General features: G+C 62.6%; 15 protein-coding genes and 2 pseudogenes. 12 read left to right on the forward strand and 5 right to left on the reverse strand.

Annotation, left to right across the window (positions count from 1 at the left end):
- Positions 1-131: 131 nt before the first annotated feature.
- Both JNB71_RS21655 and JNB71_RS24690 read left to right on the forward strand, forming a co-directional pair.
- Complete coding sequence (locus tag JNB71_RS21655) at positions 132-1,469, forward strand: NAD(P)-binding domain-containing protein (protein ID WP_220373848.1); 1,338 nt, start codon at positions 132-134, stop codon at positions 1,467-1,469.
- Positions 1,470-1,626: 157 nt separating this feature from the next.
- A complete protein-coding gene (locus tag JNB71_RS24690) occupies positions 1,627-2,226 on the forward strand; it encodes a methyl-accepting chemotaxis protein (protein WP_220373849.1) in 600 nt (199 codons plus the stop codon).
- A 26-nt stretch (positions 2,227-2,252) separates the two neighbouring features.
- On the opposite strand, the gene JNB71_RS21665 is transcribed toward JNB71_RS24690, so the two are convergent.
- Positions 2,253-4,622 carry a DUF1989 domain-containing protein gene (locus JNB71_RS21665; protein ID WP_220373850.1) on the reverse strand — a complete coding sequence of 790 codons (2,370 nt, stop codon included), beginning with the start codon at positions 4,620-4,622 and terminating at the stop codon, positions 2,253-2,255.
- 292 nt (positions 4,623-4,914) lie between these two features.
- Here JNB71_RS21665 and JNB71_RS21670 point away from each other — a divergent pair, with 292 nt between their 5' ends.
- Positions 4,915-6,702, forward strand: a complete 1,788-nt coding sequence (locus JNB71_RS21670) for an APC family permease (RefSeq protein ID WP_220373851.1) — start codon at positions 4,915-4,917, stop codon at positions 6,700-6,702.
- A gap of 174 nt (positions 6,703-6,876) precedes the next feature.
- On the opposite strand, the pseudogene JNB71_RS21675 reads toward JNB71_RS21670, so the two are convergent.
- Positions 6,877-7,137, reverse strand: a pseudogene (locus tag JNB71_RS21675) (LysR substrate-binding domain-containing protein); the annotation flags it as partial.
- Positions 7,138-7,232: 95 nt separating this feature from the next.
- Positions 7,233-8,183 (reverse strand): LysR family transcriptional regulator, encoded by a 951-nt coding sequence (locus JNB71_RS21680; protein WP_220373852.1) that lies wholly within the window; start codon positions 8,181-8,183, stop codon positions 7,233-7,235.
- Positions 8,184-8,264: 81 nt separating this feature from the next.
- Here JNB71_RS21680 and JNB71_RS21685 point away from each other — a divergent pair, with 81 nt between their 5' ends.
- The 9 genes from JNB71_RS21685 to JNB71_RS21725 all read left to right on the forward strand — a co-directional run bounded on the left by JNB71_RS21685 (position 8,265) and on the right by JNB71_RS21725 (position 17,654).
- Complete coding sequence (locus JNB71_RS21685) at positions 8,265-9,125, forward strand: dioxygenase (RefSeq protein WP_223215951.1); 861 nt, start codon at positions 8,265-8,267, stop codon at positions 9,123-9,125.
- Complete coding sequence (locus JNB71_RS21690; protein ID WP_220373854.1) at positions 9,122-10,183, forward strand: maleylacetate reductase; 1,062 nt, start codon at positions 9,122-9,124, stop codon at positions 10,181-10,183. Before JNB71_RS21685 ends, JNB71_RS21690 begins: the two co-directional genes overlap by 4 nt.
- Positions 10,184-10,242: 59 nt before the next feature.
- A complete protein-coding gene (locus JNB71_RS21695) occupies positions 10,243-11,523 on the forward strand; it encodes an ABC transporter substrate-binding protein (RefSeq protein WP_220373855.1) in 1,281 nt (426 codons plus the stop codon).
- Between the two features lie 74 nt (positions 11,524-11,597).
- Complete coding sequence (locus JNB71_RS21700) at positions 11,598-12,317, forward strand: ABC transporter ATP-binding protein (protein WP_220373856.1); 720 nt, start codon at positions 11,598-11,600, stop codon at positions 12,315-12,317.
- Positions 12,317-13,039, forward strand: a complete 723-nt coding sequence (locus JNB71_RS21705; RefSeq protein WP_220373857.1) for an ABC transporter ATP-binding protein — start codon at positions 12,317-12,319, stop codon at positions 13,037-13,039. The genes JNB71_RS21700 and JNB71_RS21705 overlap by 1 nt, the downstream gene beginning before the upstream one ends.
- Positions 13,026-13,889 carry a branched-chain amino acid ABC transporter permease gene (locus JNB71_RS21710; RefSeq protein WP_220373858.1) on the forward strand — a complete coding sequence of 288 codons (864 nt, stop codon included), beginning with the start codon at positions 13,026-13,028 and terminating at the stop codon, positions 13,887-13,889. Before JNB71_RS21705 ends, JNB71_RS21710 begins: the two co-directional genes overlap by 14 nt.
- A gap of 1 nt (position 13,890) precedes the next feature.
- Positions 13,891-15,015 (forward strand): branched-chain amino acid ABC transporter permease, encoded by a 1,125-nt coding sequence (locus tag JNB71_RS21715; RefSeq protein ID WP_220373859.1) that lies wholly within the window; start codon positions 13,891-13,893, stop codon positions 15,013-15,015.
- Complete coding sequence (locus JNB71_RS21720; RefSeq protein WP_220373860.1) at positions 15,008-16,762, forward strand: FAD-dependent oxidoreductase; 1,755 nt, start codon at positions 15,008-15,010, stop codon at positions 16,760-16,762. Before JNB71_RS21715 ends, JNB71_RS21720 begins: the two co-directional genes overlap by 8 nt.
- A 7-nt stretch (positions 16,763-16,769) precedes the next feature.
- Positions 16,770-17,654 carry an intradiol ring-cleavage dioxygenase gene (locus JNB71_RS21725; RefSeq protein ID WP_220373861.1) on the forward strand — a complete coding sequence of 295 codons (885 nt, stop codon included), beginning with the start codon at positions 16,770-16,772 and terminating at the stop codon, positions 17,652-17,654.
- A gap of 15 nt (positions 17,655-17,669) precedes the next feature.
- Here JNB71_RS21725 and JNB71_RS21730 read toward each other — a convergent pair.
- Positions 17,670-18,356: pseudogene (locus JNB71_RS21730) on the reverse strand (DDE-type integrase/transposase/recombinase); the annotation flags it as partial.
- A gap of 67 nt (positions 18,357-18,423) precedes the next feature.
- A complete protein-coding gene (locus tag JNB71_RS21735) occupies positions 18,424-19,113 on the reverse strand; it encodes a haloacid dehalogenase type II (protein WP_220373862.1) in 690 nt (229 codons plus the stop codon).
- Between the last annotated feature and the right edge of the window lie 488 nt (positions 19,114-19,601).

Here is a 19,601-nt window from a genome sequence, read left to right on the forward strand (position 1 = left end):
TCCTCTAGCGGCGCGGACGCGCCGCTGCTGGATCCCCGGCCGCAAGGGCGAGGATGACGGAGAGCAAGGCAGACTAACGACCAAGACAAGGGCGACAAAATCACGCCCGGAAACAAAGGGAACTGAAAAACATGACCAGAGTAGCCGTGATCGGCGCAGGGCCCTCGGGCCTTGCTCAATTGAGAGCCTTCCAGTCAGCCGCCCAGAAGGGTGCAGACATTCCCGAAGTGGTCTGCTTCGAAAAACAGGCCGACTGGGGCGGCCTCTGGAACTACACCTGGCGCACCGGCCTCGACGAATACGGCGAACCTGTGCATGGCAGCATGTACCGCTATCTCTGGTCGAACGGCCCGAAGGAATGCCTGGAATTCGCCGACTATTCTTTCGAGGAACATTTCGGCAAGCCGATCGCCTCCTACCCGCCGCGTGCCGTGCTATGGGACTACATCAAGGGCCGGGTCGAAAAGGCGGACGTACGCAAATGGGTCCGCTTTTCCACCCCGGTGCGCATGGTCCGCTTCGATGAAGCCACGAAAAAGTTCATGGTCACGGCCCACGACCGCGTCGAAGACCGCATGTATGACGAGGAGTTCGACTACGTCGTCGTCGCTTCCGGCCACTTTTCGACCCCGAACGTTCCCTATTTCGAGGGCGTGAAAACCTTCAACGGCCGCGTCATGCACGCGCACGATTTCCGTGACGCATTGGAATTCAAGGACAAGGACGTGCTGATCGTCGGCCGCAGCTATTCGGCCGAGGACATCGGCTCGCAGTGCTGGAAATACGGCGCGAAATCAGTAACCACGAGCTATCGTTCCAAGCCGATGGGTTTCAAATGGCCGGAGCGCTTCGAAGAGCGCCCCCTGCTGCAGAAACTCGTCAACAAGACCGCCCATTTCGCCGACGGCTCGACCAAGGAAGTCGATGCGCTGATCCTGTGCACCGGCTATCTGCACCATTTCCCGTTCCTGCCCGATGACCTGCGCCTGAAGACCGCCAACCGCCTCTGGTCAGACAGCCTCTACAAGGGCGTTGTCTACGAGACCAATCCGCAGTTGTTCTATATCGGCATGCAGGACCAGTTCTACACCTTCAACATGTTCGATGCGCAGGCCTGGTGGGCGCGCGACGTCATGCTGGGCCGCATCAAGCTGCCCAGTGCGGAAGAGATGAAGGCGCATTTCAACAGGTGGCGCGCCCGCGAAGAACGGCTCGAGGATGCCGAACAGATGATATGGTTCCAGGGCGACTATGTGCTGGAACTGCTGGAAGACACGGACTATCCGAAGTTCGATGTCGAAGGCACCAACCAGACCTTCATGGAATGGGAACACCATAAGGCGGAAAGCATCATGGGCTTCCGCGACAATGCCTACCGCTCGCTGATGACCGGCACCATGGCGCCCAAACATCATACGCCGTGGCTGGAAGCACTCGACGATACGCTGGAAGTCTATTTGAAGAACTGATCTCGGCAGCGTCTGCTAAAGAAAATTCTGAAGGTCAGAACCTCTGACCTTCAGAATCGATCTTCGTGTTCTGAGCCAAAGGTCAAAGCCTAACAGAATATTATCCATCAGTGTCAACGCTCTTCCAACTCACCCTCCAGCAATCATCAGGTTAACCATGGGCTTTCAGAGCAGTGTTCTCAGTCGCATGAATGGATTTCTTTATCGGTGCCGCGCGGACGAGCACTATACGATGCTGGATATGACCGACGGCATTGAGCGCATCTTCGGCTATCCGGTCGATGAAATCGTCGGCAATCGCGTGCGCACATTCACGTCCATCATGTGCGAGGAAGACGTGCCGATGATGGACCAGGTGGTCGGCAAGGCGCTGGAAAGCCACACCGACTGGACGCTGGAATACCGCATCCGCCACAACAGGGGCCACTTCCTCTGGGTCACGGAAACCGGCGGCGGCGTATGGGACGACAAGGGCGAGTTGCTCTATCTGGAAGGCAGCATTGTCAACATCGAATCCCTCTATCAACGCATCGACGAGCAGACAGCAGAAATGCGCGTGATCGCCTCACGGACCGCCGAGATTCTGCACTCGCTACGCTACCTGAAACTGCTTGCCGTCAACGCCGGCATCGAGGCTGCACGGGCCGGAACGGCAGGTGCCGGCTTTGCCGTTCTCGCCTCGGAGATGCGCACCCTTGCCAATGATTCCGAGGCTGTCGCCCGGGAAATCGCCACGGCCCAGCGCAAGTCGAGCTGAACATCGCGCTCAATGGCCGCGCCATATCACGACCGCGGCTTCAGCTTCTCCGGATCGTAATGCGCAAACGGCACGATCCGCCCCGGCAGACGCTTCTGCTGGCCGTCGAGCTTGCCAATCTCGACATCTGTGCCGACAGCCGAATGCAAAACATCCATCCGCGCCAGTGCGATCGTCTTCTTGAGCAACGGCGAACGCGTCGAGCTGGTGACGACACCGACCTGTGCCCGGCCGATATGCACCGTATCGCCATGGCCAACAGCTTCATTGGCATCAATATCGAGCCCGACCAGCTTGTAGCGCGGGTTTTCCTTGCGCTGGATCAGCGCTTCACGGCCAATGAAATCCTCGGTCTTCGATTTCAGCGGCACGGTGAAGCCGATGCCCGCCTCGAAGGGATCGGTCTGATCCGAGAAATCGTAACGAGCAAAAACGAGCCCCGCTTCGATGCGCACCATATCGAGCGCTTCGAGACCCATTGGCTTCAAGCCATGTTTCTGCCCAGCCTCCCAAACGGCATCGAACACGGCGAGCGCGTCCTTCGGATGACAGAAGATTTCGTAGCCGAGTTCGCCAGTATAACCGGTACGCGACACGACCACCGGAGCGCCCTCGAAATGCCCGATGCGGCCGACGGCGAAGCGGAACCATTCGAGTTCGCCGATCGAGGGCTGCGCTGGCGATGTCCAGATGATCTCCTTGATGATCTCGCGGCTCCTCGGCCCCTGCACCGCCAGATTGTGCATCTGGTCCGTCGAGGAACGCACCCAGGCCTTGAAACCCTTCTTCTCAGCCTGCTCGCGCAGCCAGAGGCCGCTGACATCGTCGCCGCCGATCCAGCGGAAATTGTTCAGCCCCAGCCGGAAGACCGTACCGTCGTCGATCATGCCGCCGTTCTCGTAGCACATGGCCGTATAAACCACCTGCCCCGGTGACAGCTTGCGGATATCGCGGGTGACGCAATATTGCAGCAGCGCCTCGGCGTCCGGCCCCGTCACCTCGAATTTGCGAAGCGGCGACAGGTCCGTGACGATGGCCTTTTCGCGGCAGGCCCAATATTCCTCGATCGGGCCGTCGTTGTTGAAGCGGTTCGCCAGCCAGTAGCCGCGATATTCCGTGAGGTTGCGGGTCAGCGCCGAAAAGCGCGGGTGGAAGGCGGTTTCCTGGGTCATTTCCGGCTCTGCATCGGGGGTCATTCGGATGGCGACGGCACGCGAGAACTTCTCTCGTCCCGAATAGGTGCGGACGTGAATATCTGTAGGGTCCCACCCATTGGCCGCATCGATATCGTCCGGGCAGGACGAGGACACGCAGACGAGATCGGTCATCGCCCGCATCAGCACGTAGTCGCCCGGCCTCGACCATGGCTCGTCGAGATAGAGCTGGTTATGGTGGTCTATGTTGGTGTTGTAGAAATAGTTGAGAGCTTCCCAACCCTTGCGCGGCGCAATGCCGTAGGGCTTAAGCGCATGGTTGAAATTGTCGGTACAGTTGGCATGGCCGGGATAGCCCATGTCGTCGTAGTAGCGCGAATTGCATGCGGTCGCGAAGGCATCGTGGCGCCCGACCGTATCCTGCACGATCTCCACCAGTGGCTCGAAATCCCGATCGAACGCCTTCGATGGCAGGCCAGGCGTCGGGTAGCTGCGCCCCAGCAGCGTGCGCGTCACGGTCGCGTCGAGCGCAAGGTCCAGTCCCTTGTCCACCTTGCGGGCTGCGAAGGCCTGAAAATCGGTGCACTGGCGCCCACTGACATCGATGATCTGGATGAACTCGCCAGCTCGCACGAAATAGGCAGAGGCCGTGGCAGCGCGGATGCGCAAATCCTGGATGGGATCAGCCATCGGCTCGGGCAGCATCTCCTCGTAGCTCCGCTCGATGGTGCTGCGCACCACGCTGAGCTCGAGCGCGGTGGTCGTGTTCTGCCGTTCCGCATCCATGTCGGGCCCGGGAGCCGCGACGATCAGCAACCCGTCAAGCACGATCGTCAGTTCCACACACTCGCCAGCCGGCGTAGTTTCGCCGAATAGGACCAGCGCCTGCGCCCCGGCGAGAGCGACGCCCCGGCGCTTCAGCGCATTGAGCGTTCGCCGTGCGCCGTCGTCATCGCGCGACAGAATCTCCAGCAAGCCGAATGCGGGCCGCGAAAATGTAGCCCCCAGCCCGGCAGCATTGAACCGGCCCCTGCTATCGACGAAACTGACCTCGCAGAGTTGTCCGCCCTCAACATCCTTGATCGTCGCCCGGTCGCCTGCAGCCAACTTGACCACGGTCGTTCCCCGTCCTTTGACGCGGTAGCGCTCGACGCCGGCCGGCAAAGCCGGAATGCCCGGCCTTCGAATGACGCTCGGCCGTGGTGGAGCAAGAACCCCTGGAAATCTTTTGGAATCGGTCATCTCAGCTCCCTACCGAGGGCACAGTCGTGCAGGCGCTCTGCAAGCGTCCCGTGGTGCACCGTCAATATGGCCAAACTATCCTACGGGAGGCTTGCCAAAGTAAAGAGAGACTTGACCTATAGGAAAAAAAATTCACTATGAGGATAAGTTGCGAGCGACAAAATTAAGATGGGAACCCGGGCGGCGACACTGCAAAAGCAGGCTCCGCCCAGAAAGAACGCCGCAGCGAGAACAATTGACAAAGGGGACGCGCGACACCGCGCTCTATACAAACTGGTCGAGGAGACTGTTTATGGCAACTATCGTTGAGACCGAGGGGTCGGCGGCTGCACCTAGAAGCGAGTTGATCCGTGCGCTGGATTGGAAAGGAGCATTCTGGGTCGCCGCCGGCGTCCCCCCGCTCGTGCTTTTCTCCATTGGCGGCATCGCAGGCACGACGGGCAAACTCGCCTTCGTCGTCTGGATCATTTCGATGGTGATGGGGTTCCTGCAATCCTTCACCTATGCCGAAATCGCCGGCATGTTCGGCAACAAGTCCGGCGGCGCCTCGATTTATGGCGCTACGGCCTGGCTGCGCTATTCGAAATTCATCGCGCCCTTGTCGGTGTGGTGCAACTGGTTCGCCTGGTCGCCGGTTCTGTCGCTCGGCTGCGCCATCGCGGCCGGCTATATCCTCAACGCCCTGTTCCCCATCCCCGGCGCCGACTCCCCGGCCGTCATGGAATGGATCAATGCCAATATGGCAACACTGACGGCCGATAGCCCGCGCGTCGTCGAATGGCTTGCGGCCAACGCGGGCAAGACACCGCAGGACGCCATTTCGGCCCTTCTGTCGACCGATGCCATCACTGCGCTGACGCCTGCGATCCGCACCTGGTCGCTCGCCACCTTCGACATCCCTTTCCTTGCCACGGCAAACCTGAACGCCACCTTCGTCATCGGCGGCATCCTCATGCTGGTGATCTTCGCGATCCAGCATCGCGGCATCCAGGGAACGGCAAGCGTTCAGAAATGGCTCGCCATCATCGTCCTCCTGCCTTTGCTGGTCATCGGCTTCTACCCGATCTTCTCCGGACAGATCGACAGTGCCAACGTCACCGGTCTGATACCCCCGACGGCGGCCTATTCCGGCCTCGATGGCATCTGGAGCAATGGCGGCTGGACGCTGTTCCTCGGCGGCCTCTATATCGCGGCGTGGTCGACCTACGGCTTCGAGACGGCTGTCTGCTACACCCGCGAACTGAAGAACCCCAAGACCGATACCTTCAAGGCGATCTTCTATTCCGGCCTTCTCTGCTGCCTGTTCTTTTTCCTGATCCCGTTCACCTTCCAGGGTGTTCTCGGCCATGCGGGCATGCTCGCACCTGGCGTCGTTGATGGTACGGGCGTAGCCGAAGCGCTCGGCAACCTCGTTCATGGCGGCAAGATCGTCACGCAGATCCTCGTCATCCTGATGATCATGGCGCTCTTCCTGGCCATCATGACGGCGATGGCAGGTTCGTCACGGACGCTCTATCAAGGCGCGAAAGACGGTTGGCTGCCGAAATATCTCGACCACGTGAACGAACACGGCGCGCCCACCCGCGCCATGTGGACCGACTTCGTCTTCAACCTCATCCTGCTTGCCATCGCCTCCGACGTGGCCGGCTATTTCTTCGTGCTGGCCGTCTCCAATGTCGGCTACATCATCTTCAACTTCCTCAACCTCAATGCCGGCTGGATCCACCGCATGGATTCAGGGCATGTCGCCCGCCCGTGGAAGGCACCGACCTGGCTGATCGGCCTCAACACCGTTCTCGCCTTCGTCAATGCGCTCTTCCTCGGCGCAGGCGCCAAGGTCTGGGGATATTCCAATGCGCTCTGGGTCGGCTTCACCTTCGCCGCCCTCATCCTGCCGGTCTTTGCCTATCGCCACTACGTGCGTGACGGCGGCAAGTTCCCGGCCGGCGCGATGGAGGACCTCGGCCTCGTCGGTCAGGACCTGGGGGTCAGGAAAGCCGGCATCCTGCCCTACGCCGCACTGGCTGCCGGCCTGGCTGTGGTCCTGGCGGCAAACGCCTATTTCCAGCTTCCGGCCTGATCAGATAGGGAGCCGCGCAGCGAAGGATGCGCGGCTTCGCTCGACAACAAGGTTAGCAGCCGCGGCGAGCGCTGCCATGGGTGAACGGCCAGTGGCGAGATGAGGTTAAAATCTCTGTGCAAGCCTGCGCAGGAAGCCGTGATATGGTCGGAAACCACTTTACCACGGCGATGGTCATTCCACCGCCGTGGTAAACGCCGGTACTCGTTGTTCGAAGAATTTTGAAAATGAGGCAATGCGCGGTGGTAGCGCCTTGTACGGCGGGTAATAGAGTGTCAGCCACAAGTCCGCAGCGACCAGTTCTGAAGGACATGGACCAACCTTCCCGTGCGCAGATCTTCGGCTACGTGGAACTTCGGAAGCATTGTCACCCCTGGCACCTTCGGCAGCCATGTCGGCCAGAACGCCACCGTTGTTGGCGTTAAACGCACGGCCTTACACGATCGAACGGATCGCCTTGCCGGCCGTGCGATAGCCCGGCGCCGGGCAGAAAGAACTCAGATTGAAGACATCCCACTCGACAGGCCCCTCTAGATTCCCCAGACCACGGACTGTTCGTGGCGCTTGATCAGGTGCCTGAGATTTTCGAAGCTCTTGCGGATATACGCGGCGAATGCCTCGATCGCCGGGGCGCTCGGATCTCCCGTTCGTCGAAGCAAGCCGAGCGCCCGCTCCGGATGCGGGATGTGGACGGGGAGCGCCGTGATCGCCTTGTCGTTGCGATAGGCGAACACGACGCTGTGCGGCAGGATCGTCAGCGCGTCGCTGGCCTTCATGTAGTTGATCGCGCTGGTCAGCGAGCCGCCGGCGTAGCGGATCTTGGTCTCGGTGGCACCAAGTGACAGCACGAGGCTGCGCAGGTCGGACAGAAGAGGGCTACCGGGCGGCGGCGCGATCCAGGGATAGTCGAGCAGTTCGGGACCGGCGAGCTTTCGCTTGAGCAGCAGAGGGTGCGTCACCCGGCAGGCGACGACGTTTCGGCCCGGCAGAAGCTCCTGGAAATGCATGCCGGAGCCCTCGTCCAGCACATCGATCGGGCAGATGGCGAGATCGATCCGGTCGGCGATGATCGCCGCGCGCAGTTCCGTGAGATAGCCGTAGCTCTGCTCGATCCGCACCTCGGGAAGGGCGTTCTGGAAGCCGGCGATCATTCCCGATATCAGCGCATCCATGAAGAACGGGGTGCCGCCGACGCGCACCAGGCCCGTCCGACCATGCCGGAAACCCTCGACCAGCGCCGATGCCTTGCGCGACGCGGTCAGCACGGCTTGGCCGTGATCGGCGAGCGCCCTGCCGAGCGGCGTCGGCTGCAGCGGCCGGCGGCCCTTGATGAACAGCGGCTCACCCAGGCGCTTTTCCAGCATGGCCAGCGTGCGCGACACCGCGGGCTGGCTGAGCCCCAGCATCGTCGCGCCTTCGGTGACGCTGCCCGACTGGACGACCGCCGCGAGCTGCACCAGATGCCGTTCGTCGATCTTCATAACAAATATGCATATAAATCCCGAAATAAATTATCAACCGGCAAAATCACATCTGTTAGCTTCCCTCTCATGGGAGGAACCATGGCGGGAAAACCGTTCAGCGAAAGCAATTCCGCGCAGCTCGTGGCCGAGAGGCTGGACGTGCATGCCGACATGCGGCTGCAGGGGTTCATGGTCCCTTTCATCACCCACCTGCACAAACTGATCCAGGAAACGCGCCCGAGCCAGGCCGACTGGCGGCGAACGATGGAGTTCCTCACCGATGTCGGCCACGCCAGCGACGGCCGCCGGCAGGAGTGGGTCCTGCTCTCGGACCTGCTGGGTGTCACGGCGCTGATCGAGGAGATCAACACCCGCCGCCCCAGGAGCGCGACGCCCAACACCGTACGCGGCCCCTTCTACCGGGCGGACGCGCCGCGGCTGCCGCTCGGCGCCAATATTTCGCTCGACGGCTCCGGACCCGTCCTGTGGGTGACGGGAACGGTGCGCGATCTCGACGGCAATCCTGTCGCCGGCGCAACGGTCGAGACCTGGCAGGCCAATCCCGACGGGTTCTATGAAAACCAGCAGCCGGACCAGCAGCCCGAATTTAACCTGCGCGGCGTCTTCACCACGGATGCGAAAGGCGCGTTCCGTTACCGGACGGTCAGGCCGGGCGGCTATGCGGTGCCGGCGGACGGGCCGGTGGGCCGGTTGCTCGGCAGCCTCGGCTTTCCGCTGCGCCGGCCGGCGCATCTGCATTTCCTCATCAAGGCCGACGGTTTCGAGACCATCAGCACCCATGTCTATGACGGCTCCGATCCCGATCTCGGCCGGGACGCGCTCTTCGGCGTCAAGGACGAACTGATCGGCAAATTCGAGCCGGCAGACGGAGGCGACGGCTGGGCGCTGGATTTCACCTTCGTGATGGTGCGGGCCAGGAAGGGACGGGCATCCACATGACGCTTTCATTCACCTACCAGGGAAGTGCAGCGCGAATCGTCTTCGCGAACGGTGCGAGTGCCAATGTCGGGCTATGGGTCGAGAAGCTCGGCTGCAGCCGCGCGCTGGTGCTGACCACGCCCCACCAGGCTGCAGACGGCCGGGCGCTGTCCGACCGCCTCGGCGCGCTTTCCGTCGGCATTCTCGCGGAGGCCAGCATGCACACGCCAGTCGAGGTGACCGAACGGGCGGTGGCGCGCGCGGCCGAACTCGCCGCCGACTGCGTCGTGTCGTTGGGTGGCGGCTCTACGACGGGGCTCGGCAAGGCCATGGCCTATCGCACCAACATCCCGCAGATCGTCGTACCGACAACCTATGCCGGTTCGGAAGTCACCAACATCCTCGGCCAGACCGAAGGCGGCCGCAAGACCACGGTGCGGCATGAATCCATCATCCCCGAGATCGTCATCTACGATCCGGCGCTGACGCTCGGCCTGCCCGTCGGCATGAGCGTGACGAGCGGGCTGAACGCCATGGCGCACGCGATCGAGGGCCTCTATGCCGAGGACCGCAACCCGGTCTCCAGCCTGATGGCGTTAGAGGGCCTGCGCGCCTTCGCCGACAGCCTGCCCGACATCGTCCGGGAGCCCCGGAACCCAGAGGCCCGGTCCAAAGCGCTCTACGGCGCCTGGCTCTGTGGTACCGTTCTCGGTGCCGTCGGCATGGCGCTGCACCACAAGATCTGCCACACGCTCGGCGGCTCTTACGACCTACCGCATGCGGAGACCCATGCGGTGATGCTGCCGCATACGGCGGGCTTCAACGCATCCGCCGCCGGGGAGGCGCTTTCAGGCGCCGCGGAAATCTTTGGCGGCACGATCGGCGGCGGGCTCTGGGATTTCGCCAAATCGCTCGGCGCACCGCTGACGCTGCACGAGCTGGGACTCGAGGAGAGCGACCTCGACCGCGCCGCCGAAATCGCGGGGCAGAACCCCTATTACAATCCGCGCCCGATCGACCGAGCCTCGATCCGGGCACTGTTGCAGGCAGCCTGGGAGGGTCGCCGGCCCGATCAATAGAGAGACATTGGCCGGTGATGGACCGGCCCTTCGGAGGAATGAAGATCATGGGAGGCAGCATGTTTACGAGACGCGATTTCCTCAAAACGACCGCGGCCGGCAGCGCGCTGGTGGCCACTTCCGGCCTCGCCGCGCCGGCCATCGCCCAGACCACCAAGGTCAAGCTCGGCTATGTTAGTCCGCAGACCGGACCGCTGGCGGCGTTCGGCGAGGCGGACACCTTCGTCGTCACCAACTTCCTCGAGACGGCCAAGCAGATGGGCCTCGAATACGAGGTCGTGGTCAAGGACAGCCAGTCCAACCCCAACCGCGCCGCTGAAGTCGCCAAGGAACTGATCGTCGACGACGAGGTCAATCTCGTCCTCGTCTCCTCGACGCCGGAGACCACCAACCCGGTCTCGACCACCTGCGAGGCGGAGGAGATGCCCTGCATCTCCACCGTCGCGCCCTGGCAGCCCTGGTTCATCGGCCAGCAGGCCAATCCCGGTGACCCGGCCTCCTGGAAGCCATTCAATTATTCCTACCACTTCTTCTGGGGGCTCGAGGACATCATCGCCGTCTTCACCGGCATGTGGAGCCAGGTCGAGAGCAACAAAAAGGTCGGCGGCCTCTTCCCCAACGACGGCGACGGCAATGCCTGGGGCGACAAGGTGGTGGGCTTTCCGCCGGTACTCGAAAAGCTCGGCTACAGCCTGACCGATCCGGGCCGCTTCCAGAACCTAACGGATGACTTCTCCGCACAGATCAACGCCTTCAAGCAGGCCAATTCCGAAATCATCACCGGCGTTGTCATTCCGCCCGACCTCACCACCTTCTGGAACCAGGCCAAGCAGCAGGGCCTGAAGCCGAAGGTCGCCTCGATCGGCAAGGCGCTGCTCTTCCCGCAGACCGTTGAGTCGCTGGGCGATGCCGGCCACAACCTGTCGACCGAAGTGTGGTGGACGCCGACCCATCCGTTCAAGTCGTCGCTGACCGGCCAGAGCACCAAGGAGGTCGCAGACGCCTTCTCCAAGGCAACCGGGCGTCCGTGGACGCAGCCGATCGGCTTTGCGCATGCGCTCTTCGAGATCGCTGTCGACGTGATGAAGCGTGCCGAGGCTATCGGCGAAGGCGCGTCCGTCGCCAAGGCGATCGCCGACACCAAGCTCGACACGCTGGTCGGCCCGATCTCCTGGGGCTCGGACAAGCTGCCGCCCTTCGCGCAGAAGAACGTCGCCAAGACGCCGCTGGTCGGCGGTCAGTGGCGGCTGAAATCCGGCGGCGGCTACGACCTCGTCGTGGTCGAAAATGGGCTCGCGACCAACGTGCCGCTCGGCGGCAAGATGGAAGCGCTGGCCTGATGGCGGGGCCGCCGCCCATGCCAGCAACGAACGTCCGACCGATCGCCGAGAAGCAAGACTGACCGGAAGACCTCATGCCCATACTCGAACTTGAAACCGTGTCTAAGAGCTTCGGCGCCCTTGTGGTGGCGGAGAAGATCGGCTTTTCGGTCGAGCCCGGCGAGGCGCTCGGCGTCATCGGGCCGAACGGCGCGGGCAAGTCGACGCTGTTCAACCTGATCAACGGCAATATCGGGGTCGCCTCCGGCATTGTGAAATTCGACGGCCGGGACGTCACCCACCTGTCGCCCATGCAGCGCTGTCTCGCCGGCATGGGCCGCACCTTCCAGATCCCGCAGCCCTTCGAGCGGCTGACGGTCTACGAGAATTTGCTGGTATCGGCGGCCTTCGGCGCGGCGAAGTCCGAGCACGAAGTGGCGGACGCCTGCGCCAATATCCTCGAGGAAACAGGACTGATCGACCGGGCAAACGATCCGGCCGGCTCGCTGTCGCTGCTCCAGCGCAAGCGGCTCGAACTCGCCCGCGCGCTCGCCACTCAGCCGAAACTGTTGCTGCTCGACGAGATCGCCGGCGGTCTCACCGAGGGCGAATGCAACCAGCTGGTCGCCACGATCCGCCGTGTCCACCAGAAGGGAATCAGCATCATCTGGATCGAGCATGTGCTCCATGCGCTGAACTCAGTGGCCGAGCGGCTGCTGGTGCTGAATTTCGGCCGGGTGATCGGCATCGGCCAGCCGGCCGAGATCATGGCCTCGCGCGAAGTCCGCGAGATCTATCTCGGCATGGAGGTCTGATGGCACCGCTTCTCGAAACACGTGGCCTCCGGGCCTCCTATGGCGACTTCCAGGCGCTTTTCGGCGTCGACCTGACGCTCGACGCGGGCGAGATGATCGCGGTCATCGGCGCGAACGGCGCCGGCAAGTCGACGCTTATGCGCTCGATCGCCGGCACCATCCGAAATGCACCGAACGACATTCTCCATCGCGGCACGGAGATCGGTGCGCTGCCCGCTCCCGATGTCATGGCGCGCGGCATCGCGCTGGTGCCGGAGGGCCGCAAGCTCTTCCCGTCGCTCACGGTCGAGGAAAATCTCCTCGTCGGGACTTATGGCCGGAAGATCGACGGGCCATGGTCGCTCGGGACGGTCTACGACCTCTTCCCTGTCATCGCCGAACGGCGCAATTACCCGGCCACCGCGCTTTCCGGTGGTCAGCAGCAGATGGTGGCAATCGGCCGGGCGCTGATGTCCAATCCGGAAGTGCTGCTCTGCGACGAACTGAGCCTCGGCCTCGCCCCCATCGTCATCCGCGACATCTATGCCGCCTTCCCGCGCATCCGTATCGCGGGTGCCGCGATCGTCATCGTCGAGCAGGACATCGCCCAGGCGCTCAAGGTCGCCGACCGCGTTTATTGCATGATGGAGGGCCGCGTCACGCTCTCGGGCCGCCCGTCCGATCTCGACCGATCCGCCATCCATGCCGCCTATTTTGGAGCCGAGGGACATGAACTGGCTTGATACCATCTTTCAGGGCATTCTGCTCGGCGGCCTCTATGCACTGTTTGCGGCGGGGCTGAGCCTCGTCTTCGGCATCATGCGGCTGGTCAACCTCGCGCATGGCGACCTCATCGTCTGCGCCGCGTTCCTGATCCTACAGCTGGTGTCGGCGTTACAGATCAACCCCTTCATCGCGGCGCTGATCGCGGCGCCGGTGATGTTCGGCATCGGCTGGGTCCTGCAATATCACCTGCTCAATCGCACGCTCGGCAAGGATATCCTGCCCCCGCTGCTAGTGACATTTGGCCTGTCGATCGTCATTCAAAACGGGCTGTTGGAAAGCTTCAGCGCCGACAGCCGCCGGATCTCGGCCGGCACGCTCGAATCCGCTTCCCTCGGTATAGGCGTATTGAGTGCCGGCGTGATGCCGCTCCTCACCTTTGCCTCGGCGATCCTCGTCGTCGTCGCGCTCAACCAGCTGATCTACCGTACCGCGCTTGGCCGCGCTTTCCGAGCGACGTCGGACGACGTGGCGACCGCCGGGCTGATGGGCATCCGCCCCAACCGCATCTTCGCCACCGCCACCGGCCTCGCCATGGTCGTCGTCACAATCGCCGCGCTGTATCTCGGCACCCGCGCCACTTTCGACCCGACGGCGGGACCGGCGCGCCTGATCTACGCCTTCGAAGCCGTGATCATCGGCGGGCTCGGTTCGCTCTGGGGCACGCTCGCCGGCGGCGTGATCCTCGGCGTCGCCCAGACTCTCGGCGCCGCCATCAATCCCGAATGGCAGATCCTCGCCGGCCATGTCGCCTTTCTCCTGGTGCTTCTCGTGAGGCCGCGCGGACTGTTCCCGCGGGCGGTGGACTGACATGGTGGCGAACCGGGAAGCCTCGCCCCCTACGACCGCCGCCGGCGCCAGCGGGTCGCGCTGGCGCGTCGAGACGCGCACGACACTGTCGACGGCCTTCGGCATTGTTGCAATCGCGGCGATGCTGCTCCTGGCGCTAACGCCCTTCTTCGCCTCGCGCGGCGTCGTCCAGGATCTGTTCTTCATCCTGACCATGCTGGTGCTGGCCCAGAACTGGAACCTGCTTGCCGGCTATGCCGGCCTGATCTCGGTCGGCCAGCAGCTCTTCGTCGGCTGCGGCGCTTATGCGCTCTTCAGCTTCGTCATCCTGCTCGGGCTCGATCCGCTTCTGGCGGTGCTGCTGTCAGGCGTCTTCGCAGCGCTCGTCTCGGTGCCAACCGCCTTCTTCGCCTTCCGGCTGCATGGACCCTATTTCGCGATCGGTACCTGGGTGATCGCCGAAGTCGGCCGCCTGCTGTTCGCCCAGTGGAAGGCGCTCGGAGGCGGCACCGGCACGTCGCTGCCGCGCGACGCCACCCGCGACATGATCGGCATCGGCTTCCTCAAGGAAACGCTGGGACTCAAGTCGGCGGCGGCGGTCGATGCGCTGACCTTCTGGGTGGCGCTCATCCTGCTCGCGGCCACGATGGGCACCATGTACCGTCTGCTCAGGAGCCGCAACGGCCTCGGCCTCGCCGCCGTGCGTGACAACGAAGTCGCCGCGCGCGCGCTCGGCGTCGACGCGATGCGGATGAAAGCGACGGTCTATGTCGTCACCGCCTTCCTCACAGGCATAACAGGCGCGCTCACCTATCTGCAGAAGGCGCGGATTTCACCCGAGGCCGCCTTCTCGCTCACCGACTGGACGGCCTATATCATCTTCATCGTCGTGATCGGCGGCATCGGCACGATCGAGGGGCCGATCGTCGGCGTCATCGTCTTCTTCCTGATGCAGAACGCGCTGTCGAGCTACGGGTCCTGGTACCTGCTGCTGATGGGGGCGCTCGCCATCGTGACAATGCTTTTCGCGCCGCGTGGCCTCTGGGGCCTCGCCTCCGACCGCACCGGCATTGAACTCTTTCCGGTCCGCCGCATCCTCAAGCGCGGACCCAATCATCAAGGGACCAAGGGAGGGCCTCATGGCTGACATAACAACTGACGTACTGATCATCGGTACCGGACCGGCGGGCTCGGCGGCCGCGGCGCTGCTTTCGAGCTACGGCATCGAGAACATGGCAATCAACCGCTACCGCTGGCTCGCCAACACGCCGCGCGCCCACATCACCAACCAGCGCACTATGGAAGTGCTGCGCGACCTGGGCCAGGACGTCGAGGCGGAAGCCTACCTGCATTGCAGCCCGCAGGCGATCATGGGCGAGAACGTGTTCTGCGCCTCGCTATCAGGCGAGGAACTCGGCCGGCTCAAGACCTGGGGCAACCATCCCAATTCCAAGGCCGAGCACCTGCTCTCCTCGCCGACGGAGATGAACGACCTGCCGCAGACCCTCATGGAACCGCTTCTGTTCAAGACCGCCTGCTCGCGCGGTACGCAAGCGCGGATGTCAACGGAATATATCAGCCACGAACAGGACGCCGAGGGCGTCACAACGACCTGCCGCGACCGCCTCACTGGCAGGGACTTCACCGTCCGCTCGAAATATCTGGTCGGTGCCGACGGCGGCAATTCGCTGGTCGCCCAGCACATCGGCCTTCCCTTCGAGGGCAAGATGGGTGTCGCCGGCTCGATGAACATCATCTTCAGGGCCGACCTGACCCGCTATGTCGCCCACCGGCCCTCGGTGCTCTATTGGGTGCTGCAGCCGGGCTCGAATGTCGGCGGCATCGGCATGGGCCTCGTGCGCATGGTCCGGCCCTGGAACGAATGGCTGATCAACTGGGGCTACGACATCAACGAGGGCGTGCCCGACGTCGACAACGCCTTTGCCGAGGGCGTCGCCCGCGACCTGATCGGCGATCCCGATATCGACATCGAAATCACCTCGGTTTCGACCTGGACTGTCAACAATTGCTACGCCGCCCGTGCCCACAAGGGTCGCGTCTTCTGCATGGGCGATGCGATCCACCGCCATCCGCCCTCAAACGGGCTGGGCTCCAACACCTCGATCCAGGACAGTTTCAACCTCGCCTGGAAGCTCGCCATGGTGATCGAGGGCGAGGCCGGCCCCGCCTTGCTCGAGACTTATACCGACGAGCGCGCGCCGGTGGCCAAGCAGATCGTCACCCGCGCCAACAAGTCGATCGAGGAATTCGGCCCGATCTTCGGCGCGCTGGGTCTGCTCGACTCCATCGATCCGGTGAAGATGCAGGAGAATATGGACCGCCGCTGCGAGGACACACCGGCCGCCGAGACCCAGCGCGCGGCGCTGCGCGCGGCGATCGCCGCCAAGGTCTACGAGTTCGACGCCCACGGCGTGGAGATGAACCAGCGCTACCGTTCAAGCGCGGTGGCCACCGACGGCCAACCCGAACCGGCGTTTGCCCGCGATCCCGAACTGCATTTCGAGCAGACGACCTGGCCCGGCGCGCGCCTTCCGCATGCCTGGCTGTTCAACGATTCCAACCGGAAGGCCTCGACGCTCGATCTTTGCGGCCACGGCAAGTTCACGCTCCTGACCGGCATCGGTGGCCGCGCGTGGGTCGAGGCGGCCGATGCCCTGTCGGCGGAACTCGGCCTGCCGATCACGACGCATCTCATCGGCCCCCGGCAAGAGTGGCAGGATCACTATGGCGACTGGGCCCGCGCCCGCGAGGTCGGCGATGCCGGCGTGGTGCTGGTACGGCCCGACCATCATGTCGCATGGCGCTCGGAAGGCATGGTCGCCTCGCCCGAAGCCGAATTGCGGCGTGTCCTCAAATCCATACTCGATCGGTGAGGCGGACATGGAAGCGCATGAAAAGGGCTATTTCACCGAGGAGAACTCGGTCGAGGTCGTAACCGGCCGCAATGCCGGCGCCAAGGACGAGCGGCTCAAGCAGGTTATGGAAGTCGTCACCCGCAAGCTGCACGAGGCGGTCAAGGAGCTTGAGCCGACGCAGGACGAATGGATGCAGGCGATCCTGTTCCTGACCCGCACCGGCCAGATGTGCAACGAATGGCGGCAGGAATTCATCCTGCTGTCGGATGTGCTCGGCGTGTCGATGCTGGTCGATGCCATCAACAACCGCAAGCCCTCGGGCGCCTCGGAAAGCACGGTGCTGGGGCCGTTTCACGTCGCCGACGCCCCGGAACTGCCGATGGGTGCCAATATCTGCCTCGACCACAAGGGCGAGGACATGGTTGTCGAGGGCCGCATCCTCGACACTGAGGGCAAGCCGATCGCCAACGCTGTCATCGACGTTTGGCAGGCCAACGACGAAGGCTTCTACGACGTGCAGCAGAAGGGCATCCAGCCCGACTTCAACCTGCGCGGCATCTTCAGGACCGGACCCGACGGCCACTACTGGTTCCGGGCCGTGAAGCCGAAATACTATCCGATCCCTGATGACGGTCCGGTCGGCCAGCTGCTCGGCCATCTCGGCCGTCATCCCTATCGGCCGGCGCATCTTCACTACATCATCGGCGCCGACGGTTTCGAGACGCTGACAACGCACATCTTCGATCCGGATGATCCCTACATCAATTCGGATGCGGTCTTCGGCGTGAAGGAAAGCCTGCTGGCGAAATTCGACCGGGTGCACGACCCCGAGCGTGCAAAGACCTACGCGTTTGCCGGCGACTTCTGGGACGTGAGCCACGATTTCGTGCTCGCACGGCGCAAGACATAGTCCGGCACGACGACGAGAGAAGAGCGTTTCATCCAAGAACTCATCTCGCAGCCGCCCATTGAAGCTTTCGATGAAGGCGTTCTGGATCGGTTGCCCTGCACGAGTGCCAATCCACCTTGGTCGGATCCGTCCATTGCAGGATCGCGTTGCTGGTGAACTCCCTGCCGTTGTCGCTGACGATCATCTTCGGCTTGCCACGTTCCTCGATGATCCGATCCAGCTCACGGGCGACCCGCAGGCCGGAAAGCGATGTATCGGCGACGAGTGCCCGGCATCCCCTGGTGCAATCGTCGACGACCGTCAGAATGCGGAACCTGCGGCCATCGGTGAGTTGATCCGACACGAAGTCCAGCGACCAACGGTCCTTGGCTGCCATCGGGATCAGCATCGGTGCTCGGGTGCCGATCACTCGCTTGCGGCCGCCGCGCTTGCGCACCGTCGCTTCTCCTCCCGATAGAGCCGGAAAGAGCCTCTTGTGGCTCACAAGGTGACCCTTGCGCCTGAGCAGCACATGAAGGCGTCGATAAGGAAGCGGCGGCGTTCATGCGCCAACGCCTTCATCCGCTCGCGAAGGCCATGATCGTCGTCGCGTCGGGTTTCGTAACGGATCGTCATCCGGCAAACGCCGATGGCTTTACACGCCCGCCGTTCACTCATTTGATGGTGGCTCATCAGATGCGTGACAGCGTGCCGCTTTGCTGCGAAAGAGAAGGGGCGGAACGGAGCGCCCCGGTCTCATCATAGCAACAGCGCCTGAGCCCTGGTTCTTTCAGGCGCGCTTGAGAGCTGGCTCCAGGCCGACGGCGGCGGCTAGCCCACCGATGTCCTTGATCTCGGTGTATTCGTAAAAGGGGTTGGCCGGCTCATGTCCGCGGTTGACCCAGACCTTGCTCTTGATGCCCAGGTCATAGGCGGTCATCAGGTCGTAGCGGAAGGATGAGGACACATGAGTAATGTCTTCGGGCCCGCAGCCGAGCTTGTCGAGCATGTATTCGAAGCCCTTCATCAGAGGCTTGTATGCCCCGACTTCTTCTGCCGTGATGACCATATGGATGGGCGCGCCCAGTTTTTCCACGTTCGACATGATCAGGCTGTTCATGGAGTTCGAGAGGATGACCAGCGGAATTTCCTTGGCCACCCTGGACAGGCCAGCCGGGACGTCCGGGTGCGGACCCCAGGTTGGCACCTCGTCATAGATGCGTTGCGCGTCTTCGGGTTTGAACGGGATACCGATCCGTTTGCAGCTGCGTTCGATTGAATTGTGCACCACCTCGAGGAACGGTTTCCATGGGCCCAGCACCTCGTCAAGGCGATAGCCCCTGAAAGCCTCGACGAAGGCGGCCATGGCTTCAGGGGAGAGGCGCTCGCCGTAAACGCGTCGCGCAGCGCCGGCCATATCGAAATTCGTGAGCGTGCCGTAGCAGTCGAAGGTCACGTACTTCGGTCGAAATTGAGTCATGGCGTGTCTTCCTTCCAATGTTCATGGCAACGCTGTGCCTATCCAAGGTCATCGTAGCGGCTTGCCGCCAGTCTAAAGAGGTTGCGGTTCAGATAGACCCCAATGCGGCAGCGGCGCAGGTAGCTTTACGAATCCGTAACTGGTCATTTCCTCTGCCTTTGCTGATGCCGGATCCATCCACTCAAGCGGAGCACTCCAACTTGTTTGCTGCATTCCCGCCAGTGGGGGCACACTGGCATAACTTTGTTGCGATGGCAACATATTGTCCAACAATTTTTTAGTGATCAATCATCCTGCCGCCTTGCGGCAGCTTTAATACGTCGCTCTTCAAGAAACACGGCTTTCTCACTATATAGCTGAAAATTAAGGTTTCCTGCACACGAATCCTTCAGAACGCCTGCGCAGTCGTCAACCGTCAATCGCCGGAAAGAGATCCAACCCAGTGGCAAAAAGTCTCGGCGAAGAATAAATTGTTGTACAAAAATTGA

Source organism: Rhizobium herbae, from assembly GCF_019511375.1.
GTDB classification, from domain to species: Bacteria; Pseudomonadota; Alphaproteobacteria; order Rhizobiales; family Rhizobiaceae; genus Pararhizobium; species Pararhizobium herbae_A.

Bases quoted from the DNA above. Each gene is read 5' to 3' on its own strand.
- JNB71_RS21720 (WP_220373860.1), top strand. From the start codon at position 15,008: ATGGCTGACATAACAACTGACGTACTGATCATCGGTACCGGACCGGCG.
- JNB71_RS21680 (WP_220373852.1), bottom strand. From the start codon at position 8,183: ATGAAGATCGACGAACGGCATCTGGTGCAGCTCGCGGCGGTCGTCCAG.
- JNB71_RS21710 (WP_220373858.1), top strand. From the start codon at position 13,026: ATGAACTGGCTTGATACCATCTTTCAGGGCATTCTGCTCGGCGGCCTC.
- JNB71_RS21670 (WP_220373851.1), top strand. From the start codon at position 4,915: ATGGCAACTATCGTTGAGACCGAGGGGTCGGCGGCTGCACCTAGAAGC.
- JNB71_RS21690 (WP_220373854.1), top strand. From the start codon at position 9,122: ATGACGCTTTCATTCACCTACCAGGGAAGTGCAGCGCGAATCGTCTTC.
- JNB71_RS21665 (WP_220373850.1), bottom strand. From the start codon at position 4,622: ATGACCGATTCCAAAAGATTTCCAGGGGTTCTTGCTCCACCACGGCCG.
- JNB71_RS24690 (WP_220373849.1), top strand. From the start codon at position 1,627: ATGGGCTTTCAGAGCAGTGTTCTCAGTCGCATGAATGGATTTCTTTAT.
- JNB71_RS21695 (WP_220373855.1), top strand. From the start codon at position 10,243: ATGTTTACGAGACGCGATTTCCTCAAAACGACCGCGGCCGGCAGCGCG.
- JNB71_RS21685 (WP_223215951.1), top strand. From the start codon at position 8,265: ATGGCGGGAAAACCGTTCAGCGAAAGCAATTCCGCGCAGCTCGTGGCC.
- JNB71_RS21655 (WP_220373848.1), top strand. From the start codon at position 132: ATGACCAGAGTAGCCGTGATCGGCGCAGGGCCCTCGGGCCTTGCTCAA.
- JNB71_RS21725 (WP_220373861.1), top strand. From the start codon at position 16,770: ATGGAAGCGCATGAAAAGGGCTATTTCACCGAGGAGAACTCGGTCGAG.
- JNB71_RS21715 (WP_220373859.1), top strand. From the start codon at position 13,891: ATGGTGGCGAACCGGGAAGCCTCGCCCCCTACGACCGCCGCCGGCGCC.
- JNB71_RS21735 (WP_220373862.1), bottom strand. From the start codon at position 19,113: ATGACTCAATTTCGACCGAAGTACGTGACCTTCGACTGCTACGGCACG.
- JNB71_RS21700 (WP_220373856.1), top strand. From the start codon at position 11,598: ATGCCCATACTCGAACTTGAAACCGTGTCTAAGAGCTTCGGCGCCCTT.
- JNB71_RS21705 (WP_220373857.1), top strand. From the start codon at position 12,317: ATGGCACCGCTTCTCGAAACACGTGGCCTCCGGGCCTCCTATGGCGAC.